Annotated in this window: 16 protein-coding genes; 10 read left to right on the top strand and 6 right to left on the bottom strand. The window is 76.6% G+C overall.

Annotation, left to right across the window (positions count from 1 at the left end; translation table 11 throughout):
- Positions 1–95 precede the first annotated feature (95 nt).
- Positions 96–656 carry a MarR family winged helix-turn-helix transcriptional regulator gene (locus M1O15_RS05215; protein ID WP_248632030.1) on the top strand — a complete coding sequence of 187 codons (561 nt, stop codon included), beginning with the start codon at positions 96–98 and terminating at the stop codon, positions 654–656.
- 115 nt (positions 657–771) lie between these two features.
- On the opposite strand, the gene M1O15_RS05210 is transcribed toward M1O15_RS05215, so the two are convergent.
- From M1O15_RS05210 to M1O15_RS05200, 3 genes are read right to left on the bottom strand one after another with little or no spacing between them, the layout of a single operon-like run.
- Positions 772–1,014 (bottom strand): hypothetical protein, encoded by a 243-nt coding sequence (locus M1O15_RS05210; protein ID WP_248632029.1) that lies wholly within the window; start codon positions 1,012–1,014, stop codon positions 772–774.
- A 20-nt stretch (positions 1,015–1,034) separates the two neighbouring features.
- A complete protein-coding gene (gene malQ, locus M1O15_RS05205; protein WP_248632028.1) occupies positions 1,035–3,401 on the bottom strand; it encodes a 4-alpha-glucanotransferase in 2,367 nt (788 codons plus the stop codon).
- 1 nt (position 3,402) lies between these two features.
- Positions 3,403–3,744, bottom strand: coding sequence for a hypothetical protein (locus tag M1O15_RS05200; protein ID WP_248632274.1), 342 nt, complete (start codon positions 3,742–3,744; stop codon positions 3,403–3,405).
- A 1,081-nt stretch (positions 3,745–4,825) separates the two neighbouring features.
- On the opposite strand from M1O15_RS05200, the gene M1O15_RS05195 reads away from it, so the two are divergent.
- On the top strand, positions 4,826–7,822 hold the full coding sequence (locus M1O15_RS05195; RefSeq protein WP_248632027.1) for a beta-N-acetylglucosaminidase domain-containing protein: 2,997 nt from the start codon (positions 4,826–4,828) through the stop codon (positions 7,820–7,822).
- A gap of 16 nt (positions 7,823–7,838) precedes the next feature.
- Here M1O15_RS05195 and M1O15_RS05190 read toward each other — a convergent pair whose 3' ends face one another.
- Positions 7,839–8,432 (bottom strand): HNH endonuclease, encoded by a 594-nt coding sequence (locus tag M1O15_RS05190; RefSeq protein ID WP_248632026.1) that lies wholly within the window; start codon positions 8,430–8,432, stop codon positions 7,839–7,841.
- Between the two features lie 270 nt (positions 8,433–8,702).
- Between M1O15_RS05190 and M1O15_RS05185 the strand changes: the two genes are divergently transcribed.
- The 8 genes from M1O15_RS05185 (at position 8,703) to M1O15_RS05150 (ending at position 22,380) form a co-directional block, all read left to right on the top strand.
- Positions 8,703–9,788, top strand: coding sequence for a mechanosensitive ion channel family protein (locus M1O15_RS05185; RefSeq protein ID WP_248632025.1), 1,086 nt, complete (start codon positions 8,703–8,705; stop codon positions 9,786–9,788).
- A gap of 295 nt (positions 9,789–10,083) precedes the next feature.
- Complete coding sequence (locus M1O15_RS05180; protein WP_372499363.1) at positions 10,084–11,418, top strand: GlnX family signal transduction membrane protein; 1,335 nt, start codon at positions 10,084–10,086, stop codon at positions 11,416–11,418.
- A gap of 17 nt (positions 11,419–11,435) precedes the next feature.
- Positions 11,436–12,518: a glutamate ABC transporter substrate-binding protein gene (locus tag M1O15_RS05175; protein WP_248632024.1), complete on the top strand. Its 1,083-nt coding sequence runs from the start codon at positions 11,436–11,438 to the stop codon at positions 12,516–12,518.
- 63 nt (positions 12,519–12,581) lie between these two features.
- Entirely contained in the window at positions 12,582–13,874 is a 1,293-nt protein-coding gene (locus M1O15_RS05170; protein ID WP_248632023.1) for a coiled-coil domain-containing protein, read from the top strand.
- Positions 13,871–16,606 carry a serine/threonine-protein kinase gene (locus M1O15_RS05165; protein ID WP_248632022.1) on the top strand — a complete coding sequence of 912 codons (2,736 nt, stop codon included), beginning with the start codon at positions 13,871–13,873 and terminating at the stop codon, positions 16,604–16,606. The genes M1O15_RS05170 and M1O15_RS05165 overlap by 4 nt, the downstream gene beginning before the upstream one ends.
- A gap of 1,170 nt (positions 16,607–17,776) precedes the next feature.
- The gene (locus tag M1O15_RS05160) at positions 17,777–19,105 is read left to right on the top strand and encodes a PP2C family protein-serine/threonine phosphatase (RefSeq protein ID WP_248632250.1); all 1,329 of its coding nucleotides are present in this window, start codon (positions 17,777–17,779) and stop codon (positions 19,103–19,105) included.
- Positions 19,106–19,237: 132 nt separating this feature from the next.
- Complete coding sequence (locus M1O15_RS05155) at positions 19,238–20,620, top strand: vWA domain-containing protein (protein WP_248632021.1); 1,383 nt, start codon at positions 19,238–19,240, stop codon at positions 20,618–20,620.
- 77 nt (positions 20,621–20,697) lie between these two features.
- Positions 20,698–22,380 carry an FHA domain-containing protein gene (locus M1O15_RS05150; RefSeq protein WP_248632020.1) on the top strand — a complete coding sequence of 561 codons (1,683 nt, stop codon included), beginning with the start codon at positions 20,698–20,700 and terminating at the stop codon, positions 22,378–22,380.
- A gap of 103 nt (positions 22,381–22,483) precedes the next feature.
- On the opposite strand, the gene M1O15_RS05145 is transcribed toward M1O15_RS05150, so the two are convergent.
- The gene (locus M1O15_RS05145; protein WP_248632019.1) at positions 22,484–23,554 is read right to left on the bottom strand and encodes a methyltransferase domain-containing protein; all 1,071 of its coding nucleotides are present in this window, start codon (positions 23,552–23,554) and stop codon (positions 22,484–22,486) included.
- A gap of 65 nt (positions 23,555–23,619) precedes the next feature.
- Entirely contained in the window at positions 23,620–24,282 is a 663-nt protein-coding gene (locus tag M1O15_RS05140) for a lysophospholipid acyltransferase family protein (protein WP_248632018.1), read from the bottom strand.
- Positions 24,283–24,968 lie beyond the last annotated feature (686 nt).

Genomic DNA, 24,968 nt, shown 5'->3' with positions numbered 1-24,968 from the left:
GGTAAGTAGCTTACTACTAAGCTACTTACTGACAAGAGACTTACCGACAAGTGACTTACTTGCGGGTCCGAGGCAGGCGCGGCCACACTGCCGCTATGAGCACCACTCCCGAATCCCGCGCCGGCACCCACGCCGACGCCGGTCACGGCCTCAGCCCGGACACCGATCCGGACCCGGTCGACGCGATCGTGGCCCAGTGGGCCGTGGTCCGCCCGGACCTCCAGACGGTGCCGATGGCGGTCTTCGGCCGGATCTTCCGGCTGGCGCACACCATGGGCGGGCGGATGGAGAAGGCGTACCTGGCCCATGGCATCGGCCGGGGGGAGTTCGACGTGCTGGGTACGCTGCGCCGCTCGGGTGAGCCGTACACCCTCTCCCCGCGCGAGCTGTCGGCGACGCTGATGCTGACCACCGGCGGGATGACCGGGCGGCTGGACAAGCTGGAGCGGGCCGGGCTGCTGAGCCGCAGCCCCGATCCGCACGACCGCCGCGGACTGCGGGTGACGCTCAGCGAGCGCGGCCGGGAGCTGGTGGACGAGGCGGTCGGCGCGGGCCTGGCGGCCCAGCGGGCGGCGCTCACCTCGGCGCTGGACGAGCAGGAGGCGGCGCAGCTGTCGGCCCTGCTGCGCAAGCTCCTGAAGTCCACCGGCTTCTGAGCCGCGATCCCTCCGCAACGCACGACGGGCGCCGCCCGGTGGTGAACCCACCGGGCGGCGCCCGTCGACGACCTCTCAGCCGGCGGCCGTCAGACCGCCTTCCGCGGCTTTTCGGTCAGGCCTTCTTCGGCCGGTCCTTCGACCGGTCGAGCACCATCACCAGGCCGGCGATGACCGCGAACAGCACGATCGGGGCCAGCACGAACAGGCCGAGGGTGTCGAGCACGCTCAGGCCGGAGCCGGGGTCGTCGCCGTCGTCGCGGTGGAGCGCCGCGAACGCGGGGGACGACATGAGCAGCATCATCAGCGTCGTACCGGCCGCGACGGCGCCGGCGCGCAGGGCGTTCTTCTTGTCCACGGAGCAAAGTTAGCGAACGGCTACCGGCCCCGCGCGTCCGGGGGTGCCGTATCACCCGCCGGGCGGGCCGGTCCGGAGCCGCGGGGCGCGACGGGCGGGATCGCGCCGGGGGCAGCGGAGACCGTCGCCGCGGCCGTACCGGGCCCGGCCGACGCGGCCCCGGCCGCCGTACCGGACAGCTCCGAGACCGGGCCGGGGGAACCGGGCACCCGGGCGTCCGAGCCGCGCACCGCGTCCATCAGGGCGCGCAGCCGGGGCGAGGCGGCCAGTTCCTCCAGGGTGACCGGGCGGCCCTCGGCGTCGGCGATCGGCAGCCGCCAGTTCGGGTACATGTCGCCCCAGGTGCCCGGGAGGTTCTGCGGGCGTCGGTCACCGACCCCGTCCGGCAGCCAGACCCCGGTCATCCGGGCCGGGGTGCGGCGCAGGAAGGCGTACACGGCGCGGATCTCCGCCTCCTCGTCCCGCTCCGCCGCGCCCCCGGCCGTGGCGCCCCGCTCCCCCTCGGCGAGCAGCCCCCGGGCGTTCAGGCAGGCCAGCCACTCGGCGACCTCGGCGGTGTCCTCGGCCTCCTCCTCGGCCAGCGGCCGGGTCAGCAGCCCCAGCCGGTGGCGCAGCGCCACATGGTCGCCGGACAGCCGGGCGGCGGTGGAGGGCAGGTCATGGGTGGTTGCGGTGGCCACGCAGTCGGCCCGCCAGGTCTCCGGCGGCAGCGGCGCCCCGCCGTTCTCCCAGTCCCGCTCGAACCAGAGCACCGAGGTGCCGAGGACACCGCGCCTCTGCAGCGCCTCGCGGACGCCCGGCTCGACGGTGCCCAGGTCCTCGCCGATGACGACCGCGCCGGCCCGGTGCGCCTCCAGCGCCAGGACGGCCAGCATGGCGTCGGCGTCGTAGCGGACATAGGTGCCCTCGGTGGGCGGGCGGCCCACCGGCACCCACCACAGCCGGAACAGCCCCATCACATGGTCGATCCGCAGCGCGCCCGCGTGCCGCAGCATCCCGCGCAGCAGGTCGCGGTAGGGGGCGTAGCCGGAGGCGGCGAGCGCGTCGGGCCGCCAGGGCGGCAGCCCCCAGTCCTGGCCGCGCGCGTTGAACGCGTCCGGCGGGGCGCCCACCGACATCCCGGCGGCGAAGGCACCGGCCCGGGCCCAGGCGTCGGCGCCCTCCGGGTGCACCCCGACGGCCAGGTCGTGCACGATCCCGACGGCCATCCCGGACTCCCGGGCGCTGCGGGCGGCGGCGGCCAGCTGCTCGTCGGTGAGCCAGGCCAGCCGGCGGTGGAAGTCCAACCGCTCGGCCAGCTCCCGCCGGGCCTGCTCGGTGCGCTCCGAGCGCGGGTCGCGCAGCCCCTCGGGCCACTGCTCGCGCTCGGCGCCGTACCGCTCGACCAGCGCGCACCAGGTGACATGGTCGTCCAGCTCCCGGCCGCCGGCCTCGGTGAAGGCGCGCAGCGCGGCGGCCCGGCCGGGGCCGAGCTCCACCCGGTGCAGCACCTCCAGCGCCTGCCGCTTGAGCACCCACACCGCGTCCCGGTCGATCAGCTCGCCCTTGCGCAGCACCTTCTCGCGCAGCTCACCGGCCTTGGCGGCGAGCGCGTCCAGCGCCGCCCGCTCCTCGCCCTCCGCGTAGCCGTACTCCGGCACGTCCTCGATCCGCAGATGCACCGGATCGGGGAAGCGGCGGGAGGAGGGGCGGTACGGGGACGGGTCGGTCGGCGTGCCGGGCACGGCCGCGTGCAACGGGTTGACCTGCACGAAGTCGGCACCCAGGGAGCGCCCGGCCCAGCCGGTGAGCTCCACCAGGTCGCCGAGGTCGCCCATGCCCCAGGAGCGGGCGGACAGCAGCGAGTACAGCTGCACCAGCAGGCCGTAGCCGCTCCGGGCGGGCTGCGGTACGCGGGCGGGGGCGACGATCAGGGTGGTGAGCGAGGCCCGGCCGTCCCGGGCGCGGGCCCGCAGCCGGTGCACCCCGAGCGGCAGCCGCTCCCAGCGCGGGGAGCCGGAGACCTCGTCGCCGTGCTCGGTGGTGACGGTCAGCTCGGTGCCCGGCGGCAGCGCGGCCAGCTCGTCGGGAAGCTCCACCCCGCCGCCCGTCCGCGGCGCCCCCCGCCCATCGGCGGAGGCGGTCCGGCCCGCGCGTTCGGCGGGCCGGCTGCCCGGCTCGGTGGACTGGTGCCGCCACACCACCAGGGTGGGCGGCAGCAGCCGCGCGGCCTCGGCGGCCTCGGCGGCGGCCAGCGACGCCCGGACAGCCTCGGGGGTGGCGGCGTCGACGTCCAGGGCGGCCAGTACCTCGGCCACCGTGTCGTCGGGGACCGGGACGGTGGTGCCGACGGAAGGGGAGTAGGCGGTGGCGACACCGTGCAGCGCGGCGAGCCGGGCGAGGGTCAATTCAGGCTCCTGGGGACTCCGGTCCACCGGACATGGCGTAGGCGGTCGGCTCACTGGTCAGCGGGGTGGGCTCGGTGTACGCGGGCTCGCTGGTGAGGGGGGTGGCGTCGGCGAGCGGGGGCTCACTGGTGAGCGGGACCATCGGGGCGTGCGGGCCGGCCTCGGGGGCGGTGACGGCCTCGGGCATGGTCACGGCGGCGGCGCGGGCGCCGGGGGCGCGGTCGGGGTCCGGACCGGGGTGCGGGGTGTGGACGGCGTGTCGTCGGGCACCCTGGTCCGGGACCTGTTTGGAAAGGGCCTGCTCGGACAGGGCGGAGAGCAGAAGCTGTGCGGACGCGGTCATGGTGGCCTCCGTTGTGGGGTGACGGTGGGACACAGCAGCCCTACCCCGTGGGCGGCGGACCATCCGTGGAACGTGGCGTCTGTCACAACGGCCACCGGGCCCCTGCCCCGCTCCCGTCATCCACCCCACGGTGGCCACCGACCCACCACCTGACGGGCAAATACGACAGACCAGACATGCGCATTGACACCCTCGGCGAGTCGGTGGTGGGCTCGCGAACTGGCGGGCCGCCAGGCCGGAGTCCCGGCCCGTGAACAGCCGGAGAACCAGCCGGAGACCCGGGTCGGTCCGGCCCTCGGCCACGCTACTCGCCGGATGACGAAAGACGAGGGGGACGCGCGTGGGGTTCGGGCGCATCGGACGCGGGCAGCGCGCCGGACGGACGCGGCGCGCACCAGAGGCCGGGCACGGCGAACGGGACGCCCGGGCGGAGGCGGCGGACGCCGGGCCCGGTGTAGGGGACGGGGATGGGTCGGCCGGGTCCGTCGTACGGGACGAGTCGGCCGGGGCCGGGAAGCGGGCGGCGGGGTACGGGGCGGGCGGTGCCCACGATGTACGGGGCGGCAGGGACGTACCGGCGGGGCCCGGTGTACCCGACGTACCCGCGGCGGCCTGGGAACAGACGGCGCGGTACGGGGCGGGCGGCGCCCACGACGTACGGGGCGGCAGGGACGTACCGGCGGGGCCCGACGCACCGGCCGCGTCCCGCGCATGGGCGCCGGAGTACGGCGTACGCGCCGGGTCCGGCGTACCCGGCGTACCGGCCGGGTCCGGCGTACGGGCCGACACGCCCACCCGGCAGCCCGGGCCCACGGCCTTCGGCGGCCCCCACGCGGGCCCCACCCCGGACCCGGAAGGCGCCCGGGGCACCCGGAACGCGGAAGGCACCCGGGACACGCAGCGCGTCGCAGGCACCCCGGACACGCAGCGCGTCCCGAGCGCCCGGGGCACTGGCGCCGCTCGCGGCACTCGCGGCACTCGCGGCACTCGCGGCCGAAGGCGCGCACGGGGCTCCCGGGGCATACCGCCCGCCTCCTCCGAGCGCTTCGGGCCGCGGGCGCGCACCGCGGCCGCCGTCGCCGTGGCCGTCATCGGCGGGCTGCTGACCACCGCACCCGTCGCCCCGGGCTCCTCCGGGGCCGGCGCCTCGCCGGACGGCGCCTCGGCCGGCTCCGGCCCGGCCCGTACGGCGGCCCCGGTGGCCGCCGGCGGACCCGCCGCCGGGGACCCGGCCGCGCAGGTGGTGCCCGCTCCCCCGGCCGCGATGGACGCGGACGCGCCGCCCGCCGTGTGGCCGCGGCCGCAGTCGCTGCGGGCGGTGCCCGGCGGGGCCGTGCCGCTGGGCGGGCGGGTCGCCCTGGTGGTGGGCCGGGGCGCCGACCCGTACGCGGTGGCGGCGCTGGAGGAGGTGCTGCGGACGGCCGGGGTGCGGCGGGTGGACCGGGTCGCCGAGGAGGCCGGGGACCCGGCGAAGGCCGGCGACGGACGCTCCCCGGTGGTGCTGCTCGGCGGGTCGAGCGCCTGGGTGGCGCTGCGCGCGCTGAAGGTGCCGGAGCGCGGTGACCTGCCGTCCGGCGGCTACCGGCTGGCCACCGGCAAGGTGGAGGGCCGGGGCACCGTCGCGGTGGACGGCACCGGGCCGGACGGCCTCTTCCACGCCGTGCAGACCCTGCGCCAGCTGCTCACCGGCCCCGCCGCCCAGGACGCGACCGTCCCCGGGGTCGCCGTGCGGGACTGGCCGGGCACGGCGGTGCGCGGGCTGACCGAGGGCTTCTACGGGCGGCCGTGGAGCCAGTCCGACCGGCTGGACCAGCTGGACTTCCTGGGCCGCACCAAGCAGAACCGGTACCTCTACGCGCCGGGCGACGACCCCTACCGCCAGACCCGCTGGCGCGAGCCGTACCCGGCGGCGCAGCGGGCCGCGTTCCGGGAGCTGGCCGAGCGGGCCCGGCGCAACCATGTCACCCTCGCCTGGTCGCTGGCGCCCGCCCAGTCGATGTGCCTCTCCTCGGAGGCGGACCTGCGGGCGCTGCGGCGCAAGACGGAGGCGATGTACGCGCTCGGGGTGCGCGCCTTCCAGCTCCAGTTCGACGCCGCCAGCTACGACGAGTGGGCCTGCGCCAAGGACGCGGAGGTGTACGGGATGGGGCCGGAGGCCGCTGCCCGGGCGCACGCGCTGGTCGCCGGGGAGCTGGCCCGCCATCTGGCGAGCCGCCATCCGGACGCGGCGCCGCTGACGCTGGTGCCGACCGAGTTCTACCAGGACGGGGCGACCGAGTACCGCACCGCGCTGTCGGCCGCGCTGGACGGCGGGGTGCAGGTGGCGTGGACCGGGGTCGGGGTGGTGCCCCGCACCATCACCGGGCGGGAGCTGTCCGTCGTACGCGAGGTGTTCGGGCACCCGCTGGTCACCCTGGACAACTACCCGGTCAACGACTACGCGCAGGACCGGCTCTTCCTGGGGCCGGTGACCGGGCGGCAGCCCGCGGTGGCCGCCGGGTCGGCCGCGCTGATGTCCAACGCGATGGAGCAGCCCGCGATCTCCCGTATCCCCCTCTTCACCGCCGCCGACTTCGCCTGGAACCCCAAGGGCTACCAGGCCGGTGCCTCCTGGGGCGCGGCACTGGACGACCTGGCGGGCGGGGACGCCCGGGCCCGGTCCGCGCTGCACGCGCTGGCGGGCAACGGCGCCTCCTCGATCCTCGCCCCGGCCGCCGAGTCGGCCTATCTGCGCCCGCTGATGGCGGACTTCTGGGACACCCGCGCCGACACCGCGGCCTCCCCGGCGGTCCGGCGGACGGCGGAGGACCGGCTGCGGGCCGCGTTCGCGGAGATGCGCCAGGCCCCGGAGCATCTGGCCGGTGCGGCCGAGGGGCGGCCGGCGCGGGAGGCGGCGCCCTGGCTGGAGCAGCTGTCCCGCTACGGCCGGGCCGGTGAGGCGGCGCTGGACATGCTCGGGGCGCAGGCCCGGGGCGACGGGGCGGCGGCCTGGCGGGCCTCGCTGGCCCTGGCGGAGCTGCGCCGGGCGCCGGGGGCCGACCGGGCCACGGTGGGCGCGGAGGTGCTGGACCCGTTCCTGGACCGGGCGGCCGCCGAGTCCGCCGCCTGGACCGGTGCCGGCCGGGCAGGACACAAGGCGGGGTCCTCGGGCGTCCCGGTGGACGCGGGCCGGCCGCTGGCGGCGGTCACCGCCACCGCGGAGCCGGGTACGGCGGGCACGGTCGAGGCGTACGTCCCCGGCGAGGGCTGGCGCCGGCTGGGCGCGCTCGACACCGCCTCCGGCTGGACCCAGCTGGCCGCGCCCCAGGGACTGCGGGCGCGATCGCTGCGCGTCACCGGGGGCTCGTCCCGTTCCCTCACGCCCTGGTACGCGGACGGGCCGGCGGCCCGGCTGGAGCTGCCGCGCCCGGAGGCGGACGCGGTGATCGGCGGCGGCCCGCAGCGCTTCGACGCGGTGCTGCGGGCGCAGCGGCCCGGCGAGGTGCGCGGGGAGCTGACCGCCAGGGCGCCCCAGGGGATCACCGTACGGGTGCCCCGTAGCACGACCGTCCCGCGCGGCACCGCGGCCGCCGTCCCGGTGGAGGTGACCGTGCCGGCCGGCACCCCGGTGGGGTCGTACCCGGTGGAGCTGGACTTCGCCGGGCAGCGGCGCACCCTCACCGTCCGCGCCTTCCCGGCGACCGGCGGGCCCGATCTGGCCCGTACCGCGACCGCCTCCTCCTCGGGGGACGAGACGCCGGACTTCCCGGCCTCGGCGGCGGCCGACGGCGACCGGGAGACCCGCTGGTCCTCGCCCCTGGAGCCGACCGCCTGGTGGCAGCTGGAGCTGGCCCGCCCCGCCCACGTGGGGCAGCTGGTGCTGCACTGGCAGGACGCCTACGCCAAGCGGTACCGGGTGCAGGTCTCCGCGGACGGCCGGGAATGGCGTACCGCGGCCGTGGTCCGCGGCGGCCGCGGCGGCACCGAGTCGGTGCGGCTGGACGCCCCGGACACCCGCTATGTCCAGCTGCGGCTGGACGAGCGGGGCACCGAGTTCGGCTACTCGCTGGTCGGCGTGGAGGCGTACGCCGTCCGGTGAGCCGCCGGCCCGGTCCTCAGGGGCTCACCGGGGTGCTGGCATGGGGGCTCACCGGGGTGGTGCTCGGCGTCGCGGAGAGCGCCCCGCTGTCGATCCTGGCCAGCGCGGCGTCCGCGCCGTACGGCTGGAGGTACGGCAGCCAGCGCGGGTCGCGGTGGCCGGTGCCGATGATCCGCCAGGCCAGCCCGCTCGGCGGGGCGGGCTGCTGGTGCAGGCGCCAGCCCAGCTCGCGCAGCTGCCGGTCGGCCTTGACGTGGTTGCAGCGGCGGCAGGCGGCCACCACGTTGTCCCAGGCGTGCTGCCCGCCCCGGCTGCGCGGGACGACGTGGTCGACGCTGGTCGCGACGCCGCCGCAGTACATGCAACGCCCGCCGTCGCGGGCGAAGAGGGCCTTGCGGGTCAGGGGAACGGGCCCCCGGTAGGGGACCCGTACGAACCGTTTGAGGCGGACCACGCTGGGTGCCGCCACGACACGGGTCGCACTGTGCAGGAAGGCGCCGGACTCCTCCAGGCTCACGGCCTTGTTCTCCAGGACGAGGACGAGCGCGCGGCGGAGCGGTACGACGCCGAGGGGCTCGTACGACGCGTTGAGGACCAGGACATGCGGCACGGATGCCTCCTTGTACGCCGGCGGCGCGTGGCTCGCGCCGGGACGATCTGCGTTCAGTCTCTCCTCAGGCCGGGTCGAAGCGCCACCACGTACCGGTAACGGCCGCCGAGTGTTTTCGACCACATCTCCGTATTCCCCAGGTCAGGACCTGGTGAGACGTACCTCTCGCCCGCTCGGGGCGCAGCGGGCCACCCTGTCCCCCGTTAGATTGTTTTGTCCGCCCCTCCCCCTCTTCCCGCCCCCTGCTGCCGCCTCCTGGAGGTCCCCACCGTGCTCTGGTCCGCCGCGAAGGCCGTCGACCCCACCGATCCGGCGTCACCGCCCCCGGTGTCGTTCGACGAGGCCGCCCGGCACGCCAACGAGGCGGCCGGCTGGGTGGAGCAGAACTGGGCCACCTGGCTCAGCACGGGCCTCCGTATCCTGCTGATCCTCGCGGTGGCCGTCGTCCTCCGCCATCTGGTGCGCCGGGCCCTGACCAAGCTCATAGAACGGATGAACCGCAGCGCCCAGGCCGTACAGGGCTCCGCCCTCGGCGGGCTGCTGGTCAACGCCGAGCGCCGCCGGCAGCGGTCCGAGGCGATCGGCTCGGTGCTCCGCTCGGTGGCGTCCTTCCTGATCCTGGGCACCGCCGGGCTGATGGTCCTGGGCGCCTTCAACGTGAACCTGGCGCCGCTGCTGGCCTCCGCCGGTGTGGCGGGCGTCGCCATCGGCTTCGGCGCCCGCAACCTGGTCACCGACTTCCTGTCCGGCGTCTTCATGATCCTGGAGGACCAGTACGGCGTCGGCGACTCGGTCGACGCGGGCGTGGCCTCCGGCGAGGTGATCGAGGTCGGGCTGCGGGTGACCAAGCTGCGCGGCGACAACGGCGAGATCTGGTACGTCCGCAACGGCGAGATCAAGCGGATCGGCAACCTCAGCCAGGGCTGGTCCACCGCCACCGTCGACGTCACCGTCCACCCCGGCGAGGACCTGGACACGGTCCGCGAGGTGATCGCCGAGGCCGGCGAGAACCTCTCCAGGACGGAGCCCTGGAACGAGGCCCTGTGGGGCCCGGTGGAGGTCCTGGGCCTGACCGAGGTCCTCCTCGACTCGATGACCATCCGCACCTCCGCCAAGACCATGCCGGGCAAGTCCCTGAGCGTGGAGCGCGAGCTGCGCTGGCGCATCAAGCGCGCCTTCGACAAGGCCGGCATCCGCATCGTCGGCGGCCTCCCCGTCACCGTCACCGACGACGCCCCCGCCGACCCCACCGCCGCCATGTCCGCCCCCTCCGCCTTCGCCAACACCTCCTCCCCCCAGTCCGTGGCCGCCACCCCCCTGACACCCCCGACGGGCCCGCCGAACCTGTCGAAGTAGCACCTCACGACCTGCGAGGGCGCCCCCGCCGGGAGTTCGGCGGGGGCGCCCTCGTGTCCCCCTTCTCCCGTCGCGTGGCGAGTGTCCGCCACCTGGGCACCGTGGGGAACCAGGGGGATCCGGGGCGCGTATTCACAGTGAGCAGGGTGGCACGCAGCGCAGCGGAGGATGCGGGGGATACGTACAAGATCGTGCCAAGCCCCGTGTGCGGCCGGGCACATGCGGCCATACTGCGGTGGGCGACCGAGGGGGAGGTCAGGTGGTACACGCACCGGAGAGGACGGGTGCCGCGCCCGTGCCGCCGCCGGCGGTGGGGGGTGCGGGGCGGTCCGACTGGGAGGCGGCGCTCGCGCGGCTGCGTGCGGCGGCGGTGACCGAGCCGGGGCGGCTGCGCGCGCTGGGCGCCGTACTGGCGCTGCTGCTGCTGGTGTTCGGCGCGGTCACCGCGCTGGAGGTCTCCGGCCGGGCGGCGGCGGCCGAGGACGTGGTGGACCGCAGCCAGCCGCTGAGCGCGGACGCGGCGGACATCTACCGCTCGCTGGCGGACGCCGACACCGCGGCGGCCGGCGGATTCCTGGCCGGGCCCGAGGAGCCCGCCGAGGTGCGGGAGCGGTACGAGAAGGACATCGCCACCGCCTCCCGGCTGCTGGTCAAGGCGGCCGCGGGGACGGGCGGTTCGGCCCGGTCGGCGGACGACCTGGCCCTGCTGGGCGAGCAGCTGCCGCGCTACACGGGGCTGGTGGAGCGGGCCAGGGCGGCCAACCGGCAGGGGCTGCCGCTGGGCGGCGCCTATCTGCGGTACGCCAACCAGCAGATGAGCACCAGGCTGCTGCCGGCCGCCGAGCGGATCTACCAGGCGGAGAGCGGGCGGCTGGGGCAGGACGACCGGTCGGCGCGGGCCTGGCCGCTGCTCCCCATAACAGTCGGGGTGTTCGCGCTGGCCGCCCTGCTGTGGACGCAGCGCCGGATGTTCCTGCGGACCAACCGGGTGCTGAACCACGGGCTGCTGGCCGCCACCGCAGCGGCCCTGGTGCTGCTGCTGGCCCTGCTGGCCGGCCACGCCTACGCCCGGTCGATGCTGACCGAGGCCCGCGAGCAGGGCCAGGACTCGCTGACCGCGCTGAACGACGCCCGGATCGACTCGCTGAAGGCGCGCGCCAACGAGAACCTCGCGGTGGTCTCGCGCGGCGCGGTGCTCACCGCCGACGGCAGGAGCGACCAGTACGAGACGGAGTACACCGCGGGGATGGCCCGGCTCGGCGCGGCGCTGGAAAAGGCGGCCGGGCTCGCCGACGACGGCACGGGGCAGGCCCCGGTCGAGGACGCCCGGAAGACGGCCGAGGAGTGGCGCACGCGCCACAAGGAGGCGCGGACCGCGGACGACGCGGGCGACTACGAGGGCACGCTGGCCAAGGTGATCGGCGCCGAGTCCTCCACCGGCGAGTCCTTCGACGAGGTGGACGCCGCGCTGGGGCGGGCGGTCGCCCATGAGCAGGGCGAGTTCACCCGGGCCGCGAGGAGCGCGGTCGCCCCGCTGGACTGGCTGCCCGGGGCGGCGGCCGGACTGGTGCTGGTCGCCGCCGCCGGGACGATCATGGGTGTCAACCGCAGGCTGACGGAGTACCGGTGAGGGTGAGGGGAGGCACGATGGCGGACGGGGACGGCACCCGGGGCGGGGCTCCACGGGCGCGCGGGACGGGCGGTGCCCGGGGCGGACCGCGACCGCGCGGGCGGCGCCCGGGCACGCGGCGGCTGCGCGGCTGGGGCGGGGTCGCGGCGATGGCGGCCGCCTGCGCGGTGACCGCCGCGCTGACCCTCGTACCGCTGGCGCACGGGGAGTTGGGTCCGGCGGCCGCCTCCGGGACGGCCGCCTCGGCGCCGGGCCGGGCGGCGGCGGAGTGCACGGACCCGGAGGCCTCGCTGCCGCCGTCCACCGCGGACGGCCCCTCGGTGAAGGCGATCAAGGCGCGCGGCAAACTGGTCGTCGGCGTGGACCAGAACAGCTACCGCTGGGGGTACCGCGACCCGGCGACCCGGGAGCTCGAAGGGTTCGACATCGACCTGGCCCGGGCCATCGCCGAGGACATCCTCGGCGACCGGGACGCGGTGATCCTGCGGGCGATACCCACCAACCAGCGCATCGCCGCGCTGGAGAGCGGCCGGGTGGACCTGGTGGTGCGGACGATGACCATCAACTGCAAGCGGGCCGAGCAGGTGGCCTTCTCCACCGCCTACTTCCAGGCCGGGCAGCAGGTGCTGGCCCCGGCGACGTCCACCGTCACCGGGTACGACTCCTCGCTGAAGGGCAGGCGGATCTGCTCGGCCGAGGACTCCACGGCGTACGAGGCGCTGGAGCAGCAGTCGTTCGGCGCCGTCTTCAAGGACCAGCACGACGGCGGGGACGGCGACGAGGACGTGCTGACGGTGCCGAACCAGCTGGACTGCCTGGTGCGGCTCCAGCTCGGCGAGGTGGACGCGGTCGTCACCGACAACGCGCTGGCCGCCGGGCAGGCCGCGCAGGACCCGGCGGTACGGCTGAAGGGCCGGCCCTTCACCACCGAGTTCTACGGCGTGGCCGCCAAGCTGGGCAACGACGACCTGGTGCGCCGGGTCAACCAGGTCCTGGTCGACTACCGCAAGGGCCCGTGGCAGCGGGCGTACGACAAGTGGCTGAGCGCGGTGCTGCCGGGCATAGCGGGGCCGCCGGCGCCGAAGTACCGCAGCAGCTGACCGCAGGGCCGGACCCCCGGCCCGGCACCCGGGCGCGGCCCGGCCGACAGTGAGAGGTGAGCGATGGGCGTCACGGGACCCCCCGGTCCGGTGATGGACCGGGACGAGGTGGACCGTGCGCTGGCGCGGCTGGCGGCGGAGCACAAGGCGGTCGAGGACTCGCTGCTGGCGCTCCAGGACCACGCGGGCCGCCGACTGCTGGAGGGCGCGGAGCTGACCGGTGCGACCAAGGCCCGCTGGGCGGAGACGGAGCAGACGATCACCGCCCTGTGGGCGTACTTCGACGCCTACACCGCCGCCCTGCGCGAGGCCCGGGAGCTGCGGTCGCGGCGCCGCTGGTCGAGCCGGGAGGACCTGGTGGAGCTGACCGAGCGGCTGCGCGGCGAGAGTGTGGCGGTCTCCGGCACCGAGGTCCGCGCGCCCGGGCTCACCGGGGGCGGCGGGCTGGTCGAGCGCTTCACCCTGGCGCGGCTGGTGGAGCGGATGAACGAGCTGTACGCCGCCTCGCTGGACACGGTGGTGTGCGCGGACGCGGTCTGGTCGGCGCTGCCCGCCCGGATAGACCTGCTCGCCGCCGAGCTGGGCCGGACCCGTTCGCTGGCGCACTCGGTGGGGGTGCGGCCCGGGGAGCACCCCTCGGGTGACGACCTGGAGGCGATCACCCAGGAGCTGGCGCTGCTGCGCTCCCAGGTGGTGACCGATCCGCTGGCGTTCTGGCGGCCGGCCGGCGGCAGTTCGGCGCCGGGCGGCGGCCGGCCGGACACCGAGCGGTACGACCGGGCCGCGCGGGCGCTGGAGGAGGTGCGCCGCGAGGTGGAGGCGGTGCTCCAGGTGCGCCAGGACTCCGAGGCCCGGCTGCTGCGGCTGCGGGATGTGCTGTCCCGCGCGGACCGCACGCTGGCCGAGGCCCGGGCGGCGCGCGGCGAGGTGCTGGCCAAGATCGCCGCCTCGGAGGTGCCGGCGGTCAGCGGTCCGCCGACCGCGCTCCAGGAGCGGCTGGCGGCCGCCGCCGAGCACCGGCGGCACGCCCGCTGGAACCGCCTGTCCCCGCTGCTGGAGGCGCTGGAGCAGCAGGCCGAGGAGGAACTGCTGCGGGCCCGGGAGGAGTTGGCGGCGGTCACCGCGCCGCTGGCGGTCCGGGCCGAGCTGCGGGGGCGGCTGGACGCCTACCGGGCGAAGGTGGCCCGGCACGGTCTGGCCGAGGACACGCTGCTGATCGAGCGGTACGACACCGCGCGCCGGATGCTGTGGAGCGCCCCGTGCGACCTGCGGGCCGCCGAGCAGGCGGTGCTGCGCTACCAGCGGGCGGCCGCGGAGGCCCTGGCCGGGCCGAGTGACCACAGGGGGACCAGATGACGACCACGTGCCAGCGCCCGGACTGCGAGGGCTCCTACGAGGACATGGGCGGCGGCGAGCTGTACTGCGACACCTGCGGGCTGGCCCCGGTGGTGTCGCCGGGCGGCCTGGTGTCCTCCTCGGCGACGGGGGTCGCGGGCGGTCGCTCACGTTCCTCGGCACCCTCCTCGGCCTCGATGCGCTCCTCCCGTTCCTCTCCTTCCTCCCGGGCGTCCTCCCGCTCCTCCACCTCGCGGCGCTCGGTGTCGGGCCGGCTCTCCCGCTCGCCGGCCGGCGGTTCGAGCTCCACCCGTTCGGTGTCGGTGCGCAGTTCGGGCACCTCCTCCGGGCAGTCGGGGCGCAACCGGCTGGGCGCCGGGCTGGTGTCGGTGCCGGTGGTGCCGCGGCCCTCGCCCCGCTCGGTGGTGATGGAGGTCCCCGAGGTCCCCGAGCGCAAGCGGTTCTGCTCGCGCTCGGACTGCGGGGTGCCGGTGGGCCGGGCGCGCGGCGGCCGGCCGGGCCGCACCGAGGGGTTCTGCACCAAGTGCGGCCACCCCTACTCCTTCGTGCCGAAGCTGCGCGCCGGGGACGTGGTGCACGGGCAGTACGAGGTGGTGGGCTGCCTGGCGCACGGCGGGCTCGGCTGGGTGTACCTGGCCATCGACCGCGCGGTGTCCGACCGCTGGGTGGTGCTCAAGGGCCTGCTGGACACCGGCGACCAGGACGCGATGGCGGCGGCGATCTCCGAGCGGCGGTTCCTCGCCGAGATCGAGCACGCCAACATCGTGGGCATCCTCAACTTCGTGGAGCACCTGGACCAGCGCACCGGCTCGCTGGACGGCTACATCGTCATGGAGTACGTCGGCGGCAAGTCGCTCAAGGACATCGCCAACGAGCGGCGGGGCCCCGACGGGCGGCGCGATCCGCTGCCGGTGGAGCAGGCCTGCGCGTACGGCATCGAGGCCCTGGAGGCGCTGGGCCATCTGCACGGCCGCAACCTGCTGTACTGCGACTTCAAGGTGGACAACGCGATCCAGACCGAGGACCAGCTGAAGCTGATCGACATGGGCGCGGTACGGCGGATGGACGACGAGGAATCGGCCATCTTCGGCACGGTCGGCTACCAGGCCCCGGAGGTCGCCGAGGCCGGCCCGTCGGTCGCCTCCGACCTGTACACGGTGGCACGCACGCTGGCGGTGCTGACCTTCGACTTCCAGGGGTACACCACGGTCTACGCGGACTCGCTGCCGGACCCGGACACCATCGAGGTGTTCCGCCGCTACGAGTCGTTCTACCGGCTGCTGGTGCGGGCCACCGACCCGGACCCGGCCCGCCGGTTCGCCTCCGCGCAGGAGATGGCCGAGCAGCTGACCGGGGTGCTGCGGGAGGTGGTGGCCGTCCAGACCGGGCAGCCCCGCCCCGCCCTCTCCACCCTCTTCGGCCCCGAGCTGCGGGTGCCCGACACCGCCCTCTTCGCCGAACCGGGCGGTGACGTCACCGAGTTGGGCATGCGCCCGGTGCCCCGAGGCGCCGGCCTCCTCCGCCGCGCCCGACCCGCCTCGCGCCCGGCCACGGCGGGCCCGGCTACGCCCCCGGTTCCGCCCCCCGCACCGGCCGCCGGAGCCGGGGCCCCCGCCGCCCTGGCCACCGCGGTGCACAGCGCGGGCGCCGTCCAGACCGCCGGTGCCGGTCGGCTGACCGCCGGGCCGACCCACCAGGCAGCCGGACGCCGTGTGCCGGCGGCGGCTCCCCCGGCACCCCCCATCCCCTCCCCCCGTACCGCACCGGGCGTCGGGACATCGCCCCCGCCGGCCGCCGGCACCCCGCTGCTGGGGGCGCTGGACGCCCGGGCCACGGCGCTCGCCCTGCCCGTACCGCATGTCGACCCCGGCGACCCGAACGCCGGGTTCCTCGCCGGACTGCTGGCCTCCGCCCCGGCCGAGCTGACAGCCGCCCTGGGCACCGCGCCCGCCTCCTCGGTGGAGCTGCGGCTGAGGGAGCTGCGCGCCCGGCTCGACATGGGCGAGACGGGCCCGGCGCTGCGGGGCCTGGAGAGCCTGGAGGCGGACCGCCCGGACGACTGGCGGGTCGTCTGGTACCGGGGCGTGACCGCCCTGGCCTCCGGTGACAACGAGACGGCGGCGCTCTCCTTCGACGCGCTGTACGACGCGTTCCCGGGCGAGCCCGCGCCCAAGCTGGCGCTCGCGGTCTGCGCCGAGCTGCTCGGCCAGCTGGACAACGCGGCGGAGTACTACCGGCTGGTGTGGACGACCGACCCGAGCCATGTCAGCGCCGCGTTCGGGCTGGCCCGCGTCCAGTTGGCGGCCGGCGACCGGCAGGCGGCGGTACGCACCCTGGAGTCGGTGCCGGAGGCCTCCATCCACTACACGGCGGCCCGGGTGGCGGCGGTGCGGGCGCGGCTGCGGCACCGCCCGGGCGATGAGCCGCTGCTGGACGACCTGGCGGCGGCGGCCGGGGAGGTGGCGGCGCTGGAGCGGTTCGGGCTGGACGCGGTGCGCCGGGAGCAACTGGCCACCGAGGTACTGGGCAAGGCGCTGGACTGGGTACTCTCCGGTAGTCCCGGAGCGGGACGCGACCGCCGCCCGCTGCTGGGCAGCGACCCGGACGAGCGCGGACTGCGCCTCGGCCTGGAGCGCTCCTACCGGGTGCTCGCCCGGCTGGCCCAGCGGGGCGAGGAGCGGATCGACTTGGTGGAGCGGGCGAACCGCGTCCGCCCCCGGACATGGGTGTGAGTGATGGCGCAGATGGACCGGCCCGCGGCCCTGTCGAAGTGCCCCGGCTGCGAGGAGCCGCTGGAGTCGGGCGACCTGTTCTGCGGCGCCTGCGGCTACGACCTCTCGGCCGTCCCCCCACCCCCCCGCACCCGCCCGGCCTCCGCCCCGGGCGACCGGGGTGGGCCGGGCGACCCGGGGGCGGTGGGCGTCTCAGGGGCGCCGGGCGGTGCGGGAGTTCCGGTGGCGCCCCCGGGGGCTGCCGGGTCGGACGCTGCCGGTGGCCCCCCGGGGGCTGCCGGTGGGCCGGGGGCTGCCGGTGGGCCGGCGGAAGACGGCGTCGTCGGCGGCCGGTCGGATGCCGACGGGTCGGTGCTGGGTGGACCGGTACCGGGTGGACCGGTGCCTGCGGGCGAGACATGGCCGGGTGGACCGGAAGGCGGTGCCCCGGAGACTGGACGGGTGCCGGGTGGACCGGTGGCCGGTACGACGTGGGGTACGGGGGCGGTGGGCGGCCAGGGCCCCGGGCATACGCTGCCGGACAGCGCAGCCCTGCGGTTCGACGACCGAGCGGGCGAGAGCGACGACTTCGAGCTTCCGGCACCGCGCCCGGCCGAGGCGAGGCAGGTGGAGGCCGGGCACCCGTACGGCGCCGGGAACCCGGGTGCCGCACCCGGACGCGGGGCGACCGGACCCGGAGCGGTCGGACCGACGCGGGGCACCGCCGAGCCGGCGGGATACCCGCAGGGCACGGCGGGGCACGGGACGGCCACGCCTGCGCAGGGCGCCGCCGAGCAGGCCGGGCACTCGCAGGGAGCCGCAGTTCCCGGGAGGGCCACGCCTTCACAGCACGCCGCCCCACACGACGTACCCGCGCACGGCGCCGCAGTTCCCGGGACGACCCCCCAGGGGCCGCCCGGGCAAGGGGCCGCCCCCGGAGCGGGCAAGCCTCCACAGGGCGCCGCCCAACACGACAGCACCACCCCGCAGCGCACGCCAGGACAGGTGCCCGGACCGGCCACGCCTCCACAGCACGCCGCCCCACACGACGTACCCGCGCACGGCGCCGCAGTTCCCGGGACGACCCCGCAGGGCGCGCCCGGGCATGGGGCCGCCGCTCCCGGAGCGGGCGCGCCTCCACAGGGCGCCGCCCAGCACGACAGCACCGCCCCCCAGGGCACGCCAGGGCAGGTGCCCGAAGCAGGCACGCCTCCGCAGGGCGCCGCCCCGCATGACGGCACCGCCCCGCAGCACCCGCCGGGGCAGCCGTCCCAAACGGCCACGCCTGCGCAGGGCGCCGCCCAGCACGGCGGCCACGCGCACAGCACCGACCCGGCAGGGCACACCACGGCGGCTTCCGGCACCGCCCCGCAGGGGGCGCCGGGGCAGACGCCCGGGGCGGGCGCGCCTCCGGGGGAGAGCGCCCCACACGACGTACCCGCGCACGACGGCAGCGCGCACCGCGCCGGCCCGGCACCGGCTGGGCGGGTGGGTGAAGGGGCGGCGCGGCCGGGCGGCGGCGCTCCCGGCCGCACCGCCGCCGAGCACTCCGGCGGGCCCGCCGTCCCCGACCCCCGCACCGTCGAGCACGCGGTGGCGCGGGGGTGTGTGGCGTGCCGGGCCGGGCGGGTGGACGCGGACGGGTACTGCGAGAACTGCGGGCACGCGCAGCCGAGCGAACGGGACCATATGGAGCGGGCCCTGGACACGGTGGCCGCGGTGAGCGACCGCGGGTTGCGCCACCACCGCAACGAGGACTCCTTCGCGGTGGCCAGGGCGGTGCTGCCGGACGGCTCGCCCGCCACGGTCGCGATCGTCTGCGACGGGGTGTCCTCGGCGACCCGGCCCGACGAGGCCTCGGCCGCCGCCGCGGCCACCGCCTGCGAGACGCTGACGGCGGCGCTCCCTCGGGGCGCCCACCCGCAGACCGCGATGCACGAGGCGATCGTGGCGGCCGCCAAGGCGGTCGACGCGCTCGCGGACGGCGGTGGCGACGGGGCCCGCGAGCACGAGCCGCACCGCCACCAGAACGCCCCGGCCTGCACCCTGGTGGGCGCGGTCGTCGCGGGCGGGCTGCTGGTGGTCGGCTGGGTCGGCGACAGCCGCGCCTACTGGGTGCCGGACGACCGCGGCGCCCCGGCGGCCCGGCTCACCGAGGACGACTCCTGGGCCGCGCAGATGGTGGCCGCGGGCCTGATGGGCGAGGCCGAGGCGTACGCGGACGAGCGCGCCCACGCGATCACCGGCTGGCTCGGTGCCGACTCCTACGAACTCGACCCGCACACCGCCGCCTTCAAGCCGGACCGGCCCGGAGTGGTGGTGGTCTGCACCGACGGGCTGTGGAACTACGCGGAGGGGACGGACGAGATGGCCCGGGTGCTGCCCGCCGACGCCGGCGCGCGGCCGCTGCACAGCGCCCGGGTGCTGGTGGGCCACGCCCTGGACGGCGGCGGCCACGACAACGTAACGGTGGCGCTGCTGCCGTTCGCCGTACCGCCCGCCGGGGCAGGATCGGCCTGACCCGCTCCCGCTCCCGTATCCCGATCCCCGACACCCCCGGCCGGCATCACCCCTCCCCCGCCGCACGTCCCAACCCCCAACCCCCCACCCGAACCTTCCTGTTGTGTGCGTCAGTGCCGAGGAGCCGATCAGATGGCGAACTTCTCCAAGTCCAGCGTGCCGCGGTTCGCGGTGGAGGTGTACCAGAACGAGTACCTGCCGGAGGGCGGTCAGGAGGTCAACGCCATCGTCACGGTGACCTCCACCGGCGGCGGGACCAGCGGCGGCATACCGCTCACCGGCGCGGGCTCCTCACCGGCGTCCCTGCCGGTGCCGGAGGCCCGGGCTCCGGGCGCCGCGGTGGTGATCATGGTGGACTGCTCGGGGTCGATGGACTACCCGCCGACCAAGATGCGCAACGCCCGCGACGCGACCGCCGCCGCCGTCTCCACCCTGCGCGACGGCACGGCCTTCGCGGTGGTGGCCGGTACGCATGTGGCGCAGGAGGTGTACCCGGGCGGCGGAGGGCTCGCGGTGGCCGACGAGCGCACCCGCGGCGAGGCCCGGCAGGCGCTGCGCCGGCTCTCGGCGGGCGGCGGCACCGCGATCAGCACCTGGCTGAAGCTCACCGACCGGCTGCTGGGCGCCAGTGACGCCCCGATCCGGCACGCGATCCTGCTGACCGACGGGCGCAACGAGCACGAGGGCGCCGACGAGCTGCGGGACGCGCTCGACGCCTGCGACGGGCGCTTCACCTGCGACGCCCGCGGGGTGGGCACCGACTGGGAGGTCAAGGAGGTCACCCAGATCGCCTCGGCGCTGCTCGGCTCGGCGGACATCGTGGCCGATCCCGGCGGCCTGGCGGCCGACTTCACACGGATGATGGCGGACGCCATGGGCAAGGAGGTGGCGGACGTCGCCCTGCGGCTGTGGACCCCGGTGGGGACGGAGGTCCTCTTCGTCAAGCAGGTGGCGCCGGTGATGGAGGACCTGACCGCCCGGCGCACCGAGGCGGGGCCGCGGGCCGGGGACTACCCGACCGGTTCCTGGGGCGACGAGTCCCGCGACTACCACGTGTGCGTACGGGTGCCGGCGGCCGGGCTCGGCCGGGAGATGCTGGCCGCCCGGGTCTCCCTGGTGCTGCCGGACCCGTCCGGCGCGGCGGGGGCGGCCGAGGTGCTGTCGCAGGGCCTGGTGCGGGCGGTGTGGACGGACGACATGGCCGCCTCCACCTCGATCAATCCGCAGGTGGCGCACTACACGGGCCAGGCGGAGCTGGCCGAGGTGATCCAGCAGGGACTGGACGCTCGCAAACTGGGCGATTTCGACGGAGCGACCGCGAAACTGGGCCGCGCGGTGCAGCTCGCGGCCGTCTCCGGCAACGGCGATACCGCCAAGCTGCTGGCGAAGGTGGTGGACGTGGTGGACGCGTCGACGGGTACTGTGCGACTCAAAGCGAAGGTTGCCGAAGCGGACGAGATGACACTCGAAACGCGATCGACCAAGACCGTTCGCGTCAAGGACATCAACCGGTAGCAAGCGATCCGGACGGCCCCCGGGCCGGACGAGGACACGGCCTGAAGGGCCGGACGAGGAGAGGGGGAAGCGCCGACATGCCGACCTGCCCGAACGGACACCAGTCGGGTTCCGACGACTGGTGCGAGGTCTGCGGCCATCGCATGACCGGGGCGGGTACGTCGCCTGCGGGTGCCGTTCCGCCGCCGCCTCCCCCGACCCCGCCCGGCTACGGCTATCCGGGCCCGCCCACCGGCCCCGGAGCCCCCGACTCGGCCCCGCCACCGCCTCCGCCCTCTGCCGGTTACGGCTATCCCGGCCCCGGCACCGGAGGCGGATCCCCCGACCGGACCCCGCCCCCGCCGCCGGCCGGCTACGGCTACCCCGGCCCCTCGGCCCCCGGCGCCACTCCCCCGCCGCCCGGCTACGGCTACCCGGGCCCCGGTGCGCCTGGCGGCCCCGGCACCCCGCCGCCGCCCCCCTCGCACGGCGGCTTCGGCGGCGACCCGAACGCCACCGCCCAGGCGGAGCTCTGCCCGCAGTGCCGCACCCCGCGCGAGGCCATGGCCCCGTTCTGCGAGGAGTGCCGCTGGAACTTCATCACCGGCACGGCGACCTCGTACACGCCGATCGCCCCGGCCAACCGCCCGCCCGGCCCTCCGCCGGGCCGCACCGGCCCCGCCACCCCGTCCACCCCGCCCACCCCGTCGGGTTTCCCGCCGCCCGCGCAGCCGCAGGCGCCGCGCCCGCCGGACCCGTACGAGTACCAGGGCTCGCGCCCCTCGCAGGTGAACCGCCCGGCCGAACCGCTCGCGCCCGAGCCGTCCGCCCCGCAGGGCCCCCGGCCGCCGGCCGGCGGCCACCAGGGCCCGCCCCCGCCGCCGCCCGTACCGCAGGGGTTCCAGCAGCCCGGCGCGCCGTCCGCGCCGGGTCGCCCGGCCGGGTCCGCCGGCGGTGACGACTGGCTGCTGCCGCCGCCCTCGCAGCCGGGCCCACCGCCGTCCCGCCCCGAGCCGCCGGCCCAGCCCGGCCCGCCGTCCGGGTCCCGTCCGGAGCGGGCCGAGCGTCCGGACGGCCCGTTCGGCTCCCCCGGCACCCCGCCGTCCGGTTCCTCGCCCCAGGGCCAGGGACCGGGCGCCGACGGCCCCCACTCGCCCTCCGCACCGTCGGCCGGCACCGGGACGACCCACGCCCCGCCACCCCCCGGATTCCCCAACCCGCCACACGGCCCCCAGGGATCGCAGGGGCCTCAGGTGTCGCCGGGACCGCAGGAACCGCACGCCCCCCGCTTCCCGGACAGCCCGGCCTTCCCGGACTCCTCCGGCTTCCCGAACCCGTCCGGCTTCCCGGAGGCCCCGCGCTTCCCGGACGCGCCCGCGACCTGGACGGCGGTGGTGGCGCCCGACCGGTCGTACTTCCTGGCCATGATGCAGCGCAGCGGCCCGGAGGCCTCCGGGCTGAACCTGCCGGCCTACTCGCCCGAGCAGCGGCTGGTGCTCACCGGCAACCAGATCAGCATCGGGCGCCGCCGCCACTCCACCGGTGAGTCCCCCGACATCGACCTGTCGGTGCCGCCGGAGGACCCGGGCGTCTCGCACCAGCACGCCGTACTGGTCTCCCAGCCGAACGGCACCTGGGCGGTGGTCGACCAGGGCTCCACCAACGGCACCACCCTCAACGGCGGCGAGGACCCCATACAGCCCTATGTCCCCGTCCCGCTCCAAGACGGTGACCGGGTGCATGTGGGGGCCTGGACGACGATCACCATCGTCCGCGGCTGAGGCCGGCCGCCGCGCCACCACACCGCCGGAAACGGAGCCAGGGCACCCGCGAGGGCCCGGGCGGGATCCCCAGGACCCCGCCCGGGCCCTCGCCCGTCTCCGCCTACGTACGTTCGCCGGTGTCCAATGGCCAGGCGTACGGGCCCTCCGGGTCGTCCAGCCAGGCCCACTGGCGGCCGCCGCCCACGGTCAGGCCGAACCGCTCGCGCCGGGGGCGCTCCTCCTGGAGCCAGAGGGCGTACGCCTCCTCCGGGTCGAGGCTGCCCGCGGTCAGGGTGAGCAGGAAGCGGAACAGCTCGTTGTCGGTGGCGTACCGGGGCAGCCCGCCCGCGCGCACCGGGGGCGGTGGCGGGCTCTCGCCGCGCAGCGCTACGAAGTACGCGGAGGTGGGCAGGAACCGCCCCTCCGCCCAGCCCTCGTCCCGTACCCGCAACCGGATCAGCCCGGTGGACAGGGGCGCCAGGATCCGGGCGCCCGGCCGGCACTGCGGCAGCCAGCCCGGCGGCACCGAGGGGAGGGTGCAGGTGGCGATGACGCAGTCGAACGGCGCGCGCTCCGGGCAGCCGAGCGCCCCGTCACCGGTGACCACGGCCGGGTGGTAGCCGGCCGCGTCCAGCCGCTCGCGGGCGGGGCCGGTGATGGCCTCGTCCAGGTCGACGGTGGTCACGCGGTCGTCGCCCAGCCGGTGGCTGAGCAGGGCCGCGTTGTAGCCGGTACCGGTGCCGATCTCCAGCACGGTGTCCCCGTCCCGTACCTCCAGCGCCTGGAGCATCCCGGCCATCAGCGAGGGCTGGCTGGAGGAGGAGACCAGCTCCCCTTCCCGTACGTCGGTGGCGAGCGGCCGGTCCAGATAGGCGCCCTCCAGCCAGCGGGCCCGCCGGCCCGGATCGGGGTCGTCGGCGCCCAGTCGCTCGTAACCACCCAGGACGCCGATGTGGTAGTACGGCACGAACAGGTGCCGCGGCACGTCCTCGAAGGCGGCCCGCCAGGCCGGGTCGGGGAGGTCGCCCCCGGCGGCGATCTCCCGCACCAGCGCGTCCCGCGCCGCGGCGGCCGGCTCCGCGAACGGGTCGGCGGAGGAACCGGCGGAAGGACCGGCTCGATGAGCGCCCGGCCGGGCGTCCGGCTGACCGGCCCGCTCAGTGTCCCGCTGCGCATCCCGCGAAGTACCCATACCTCCACTGTGCTGCGCCCGCGCCGACCCGGCGACCACGGGCCGCCCGCCTCCGCGCCGGGGCGCTACGCGGCGAACGCGGCGGGCTCGCCCAGCCTGCCGGCCGCCGTGCGCCAGGCGGCGGTGACGGCGCGGTGCGCCTGCCCGGTGCCGACCGGGCCGGTGCCGGTCAGCCGCACCGGCGCCCCGATGTGGACGTGCAGACAGGGGCGGCGCAGCGGCGCGGTGGCCAGCCCCGCGAGCTGCTTGGGCACACTGCCGGAGGTGACCCGGCGGGCGCCGGCCTGGCCGACGGGGACGATCGGGGTCCCGGTGCGCAGGGCCAGCCGGGCCAGTCCGCTGCGGAAGGCACCGGGCGCGGCCTCGGCGGCACCCGGACGCTCGGGGATGCCGCCCTCGGCGTAGATCAGCAGCAGCCGGCCGTCCCGCAGGGCCTCGGCGGCGAGGTCCAGCGAACGGGCCGCACGGGGGTCGCCGCGGTGGACGGGCACATGGCCCTCCCGGGCGAGTGCCCGGCCGAGCACCGGCACCCGCCACAGTCCGGCGGTGGCCATCACCACCGGCCGGGCGCCCAGGCGGTGCAGCGCGGCGAGCACCACGGCCGGGTCGGCGAGCGAGGTGTGGTTGGCAGCGAGGATGCTCCCCGGCCGAAGCTCCACGCCCGGATCCGAGGTGACGGTGAGCCGTCCGAAGGCGGGCACCAGCAGGTCGGCGAGGCGGCTGAGCATGGATCTCCCCCTGGTCGAGGCCCCGGGTCGGGACCGTTGGCTTTCGTTCACGGGACGGTCGAGGCCGCCCCGGTGGCGGGGTGGTCAAGCCCCGGTGGCGGGGTGGTCAAGCCCCGGTGGCGGGATGGTCGGGCCCCGGTGAGAGGGCGGTCAGCCCTAGTAAGGAGGCGGTCAACCCCAGTGAGGAGGCGGTCAGCCCCGGTGAGGGGTGATCGGGCCCTGCTGGCGGGCGGTCAGGGCCCGGTCGCGAGGCGGTTGGGCCCCGTCGGGAGGCGGTCGGGCCCCGGTAACGAGGCGGCTGGGCCCCGTCGGGAGGCGGTTGGGCCCCGGTAGCGAGGCGGTTGGGCCCCGGTAGGTGGGGCGTCGGGCTCTGGTGACGGGGCGGTCGGGCCCCGGATACGCGGGAGAGTCAGGCCCCCGGTCAGAGGAGGATCAGGCCCCGGTCACGGGGAAAATCGGGCCCCGGTCACGGGGAGGATCAGGCCCCGCTGGCGGGGAGGGTCAGGCCCCGGTTGGCGGGGCGTCGGTGATCCCTATCCTCGGTGCGCGGCGCGGGCCCGGCCTGAGTGCGCGTACTCATTCCGCACCCTCATCCCACTCCCCCATTCCACCCATTCCGCTCATTCCGCGCCTCCCCCTCCAGGCCGGGGTCGGCGAGACCTAGGGCCAGGGACCTCCTCCGGGCC

It is taken from the genome of Streptomyces lichenis (assembly GCF_023218175.1).
Classification (GTDB): Bacteria; Actinomycetota; Actinomycetes; order Streptomycetales; family Streptomycetaceae; genus Streptomyces; species Streptomyces lichenis.
Note: the sequence above shows the minus strand (reverse complement) of the source record. Positions and strands in the feature narration are given on the sequence as shown.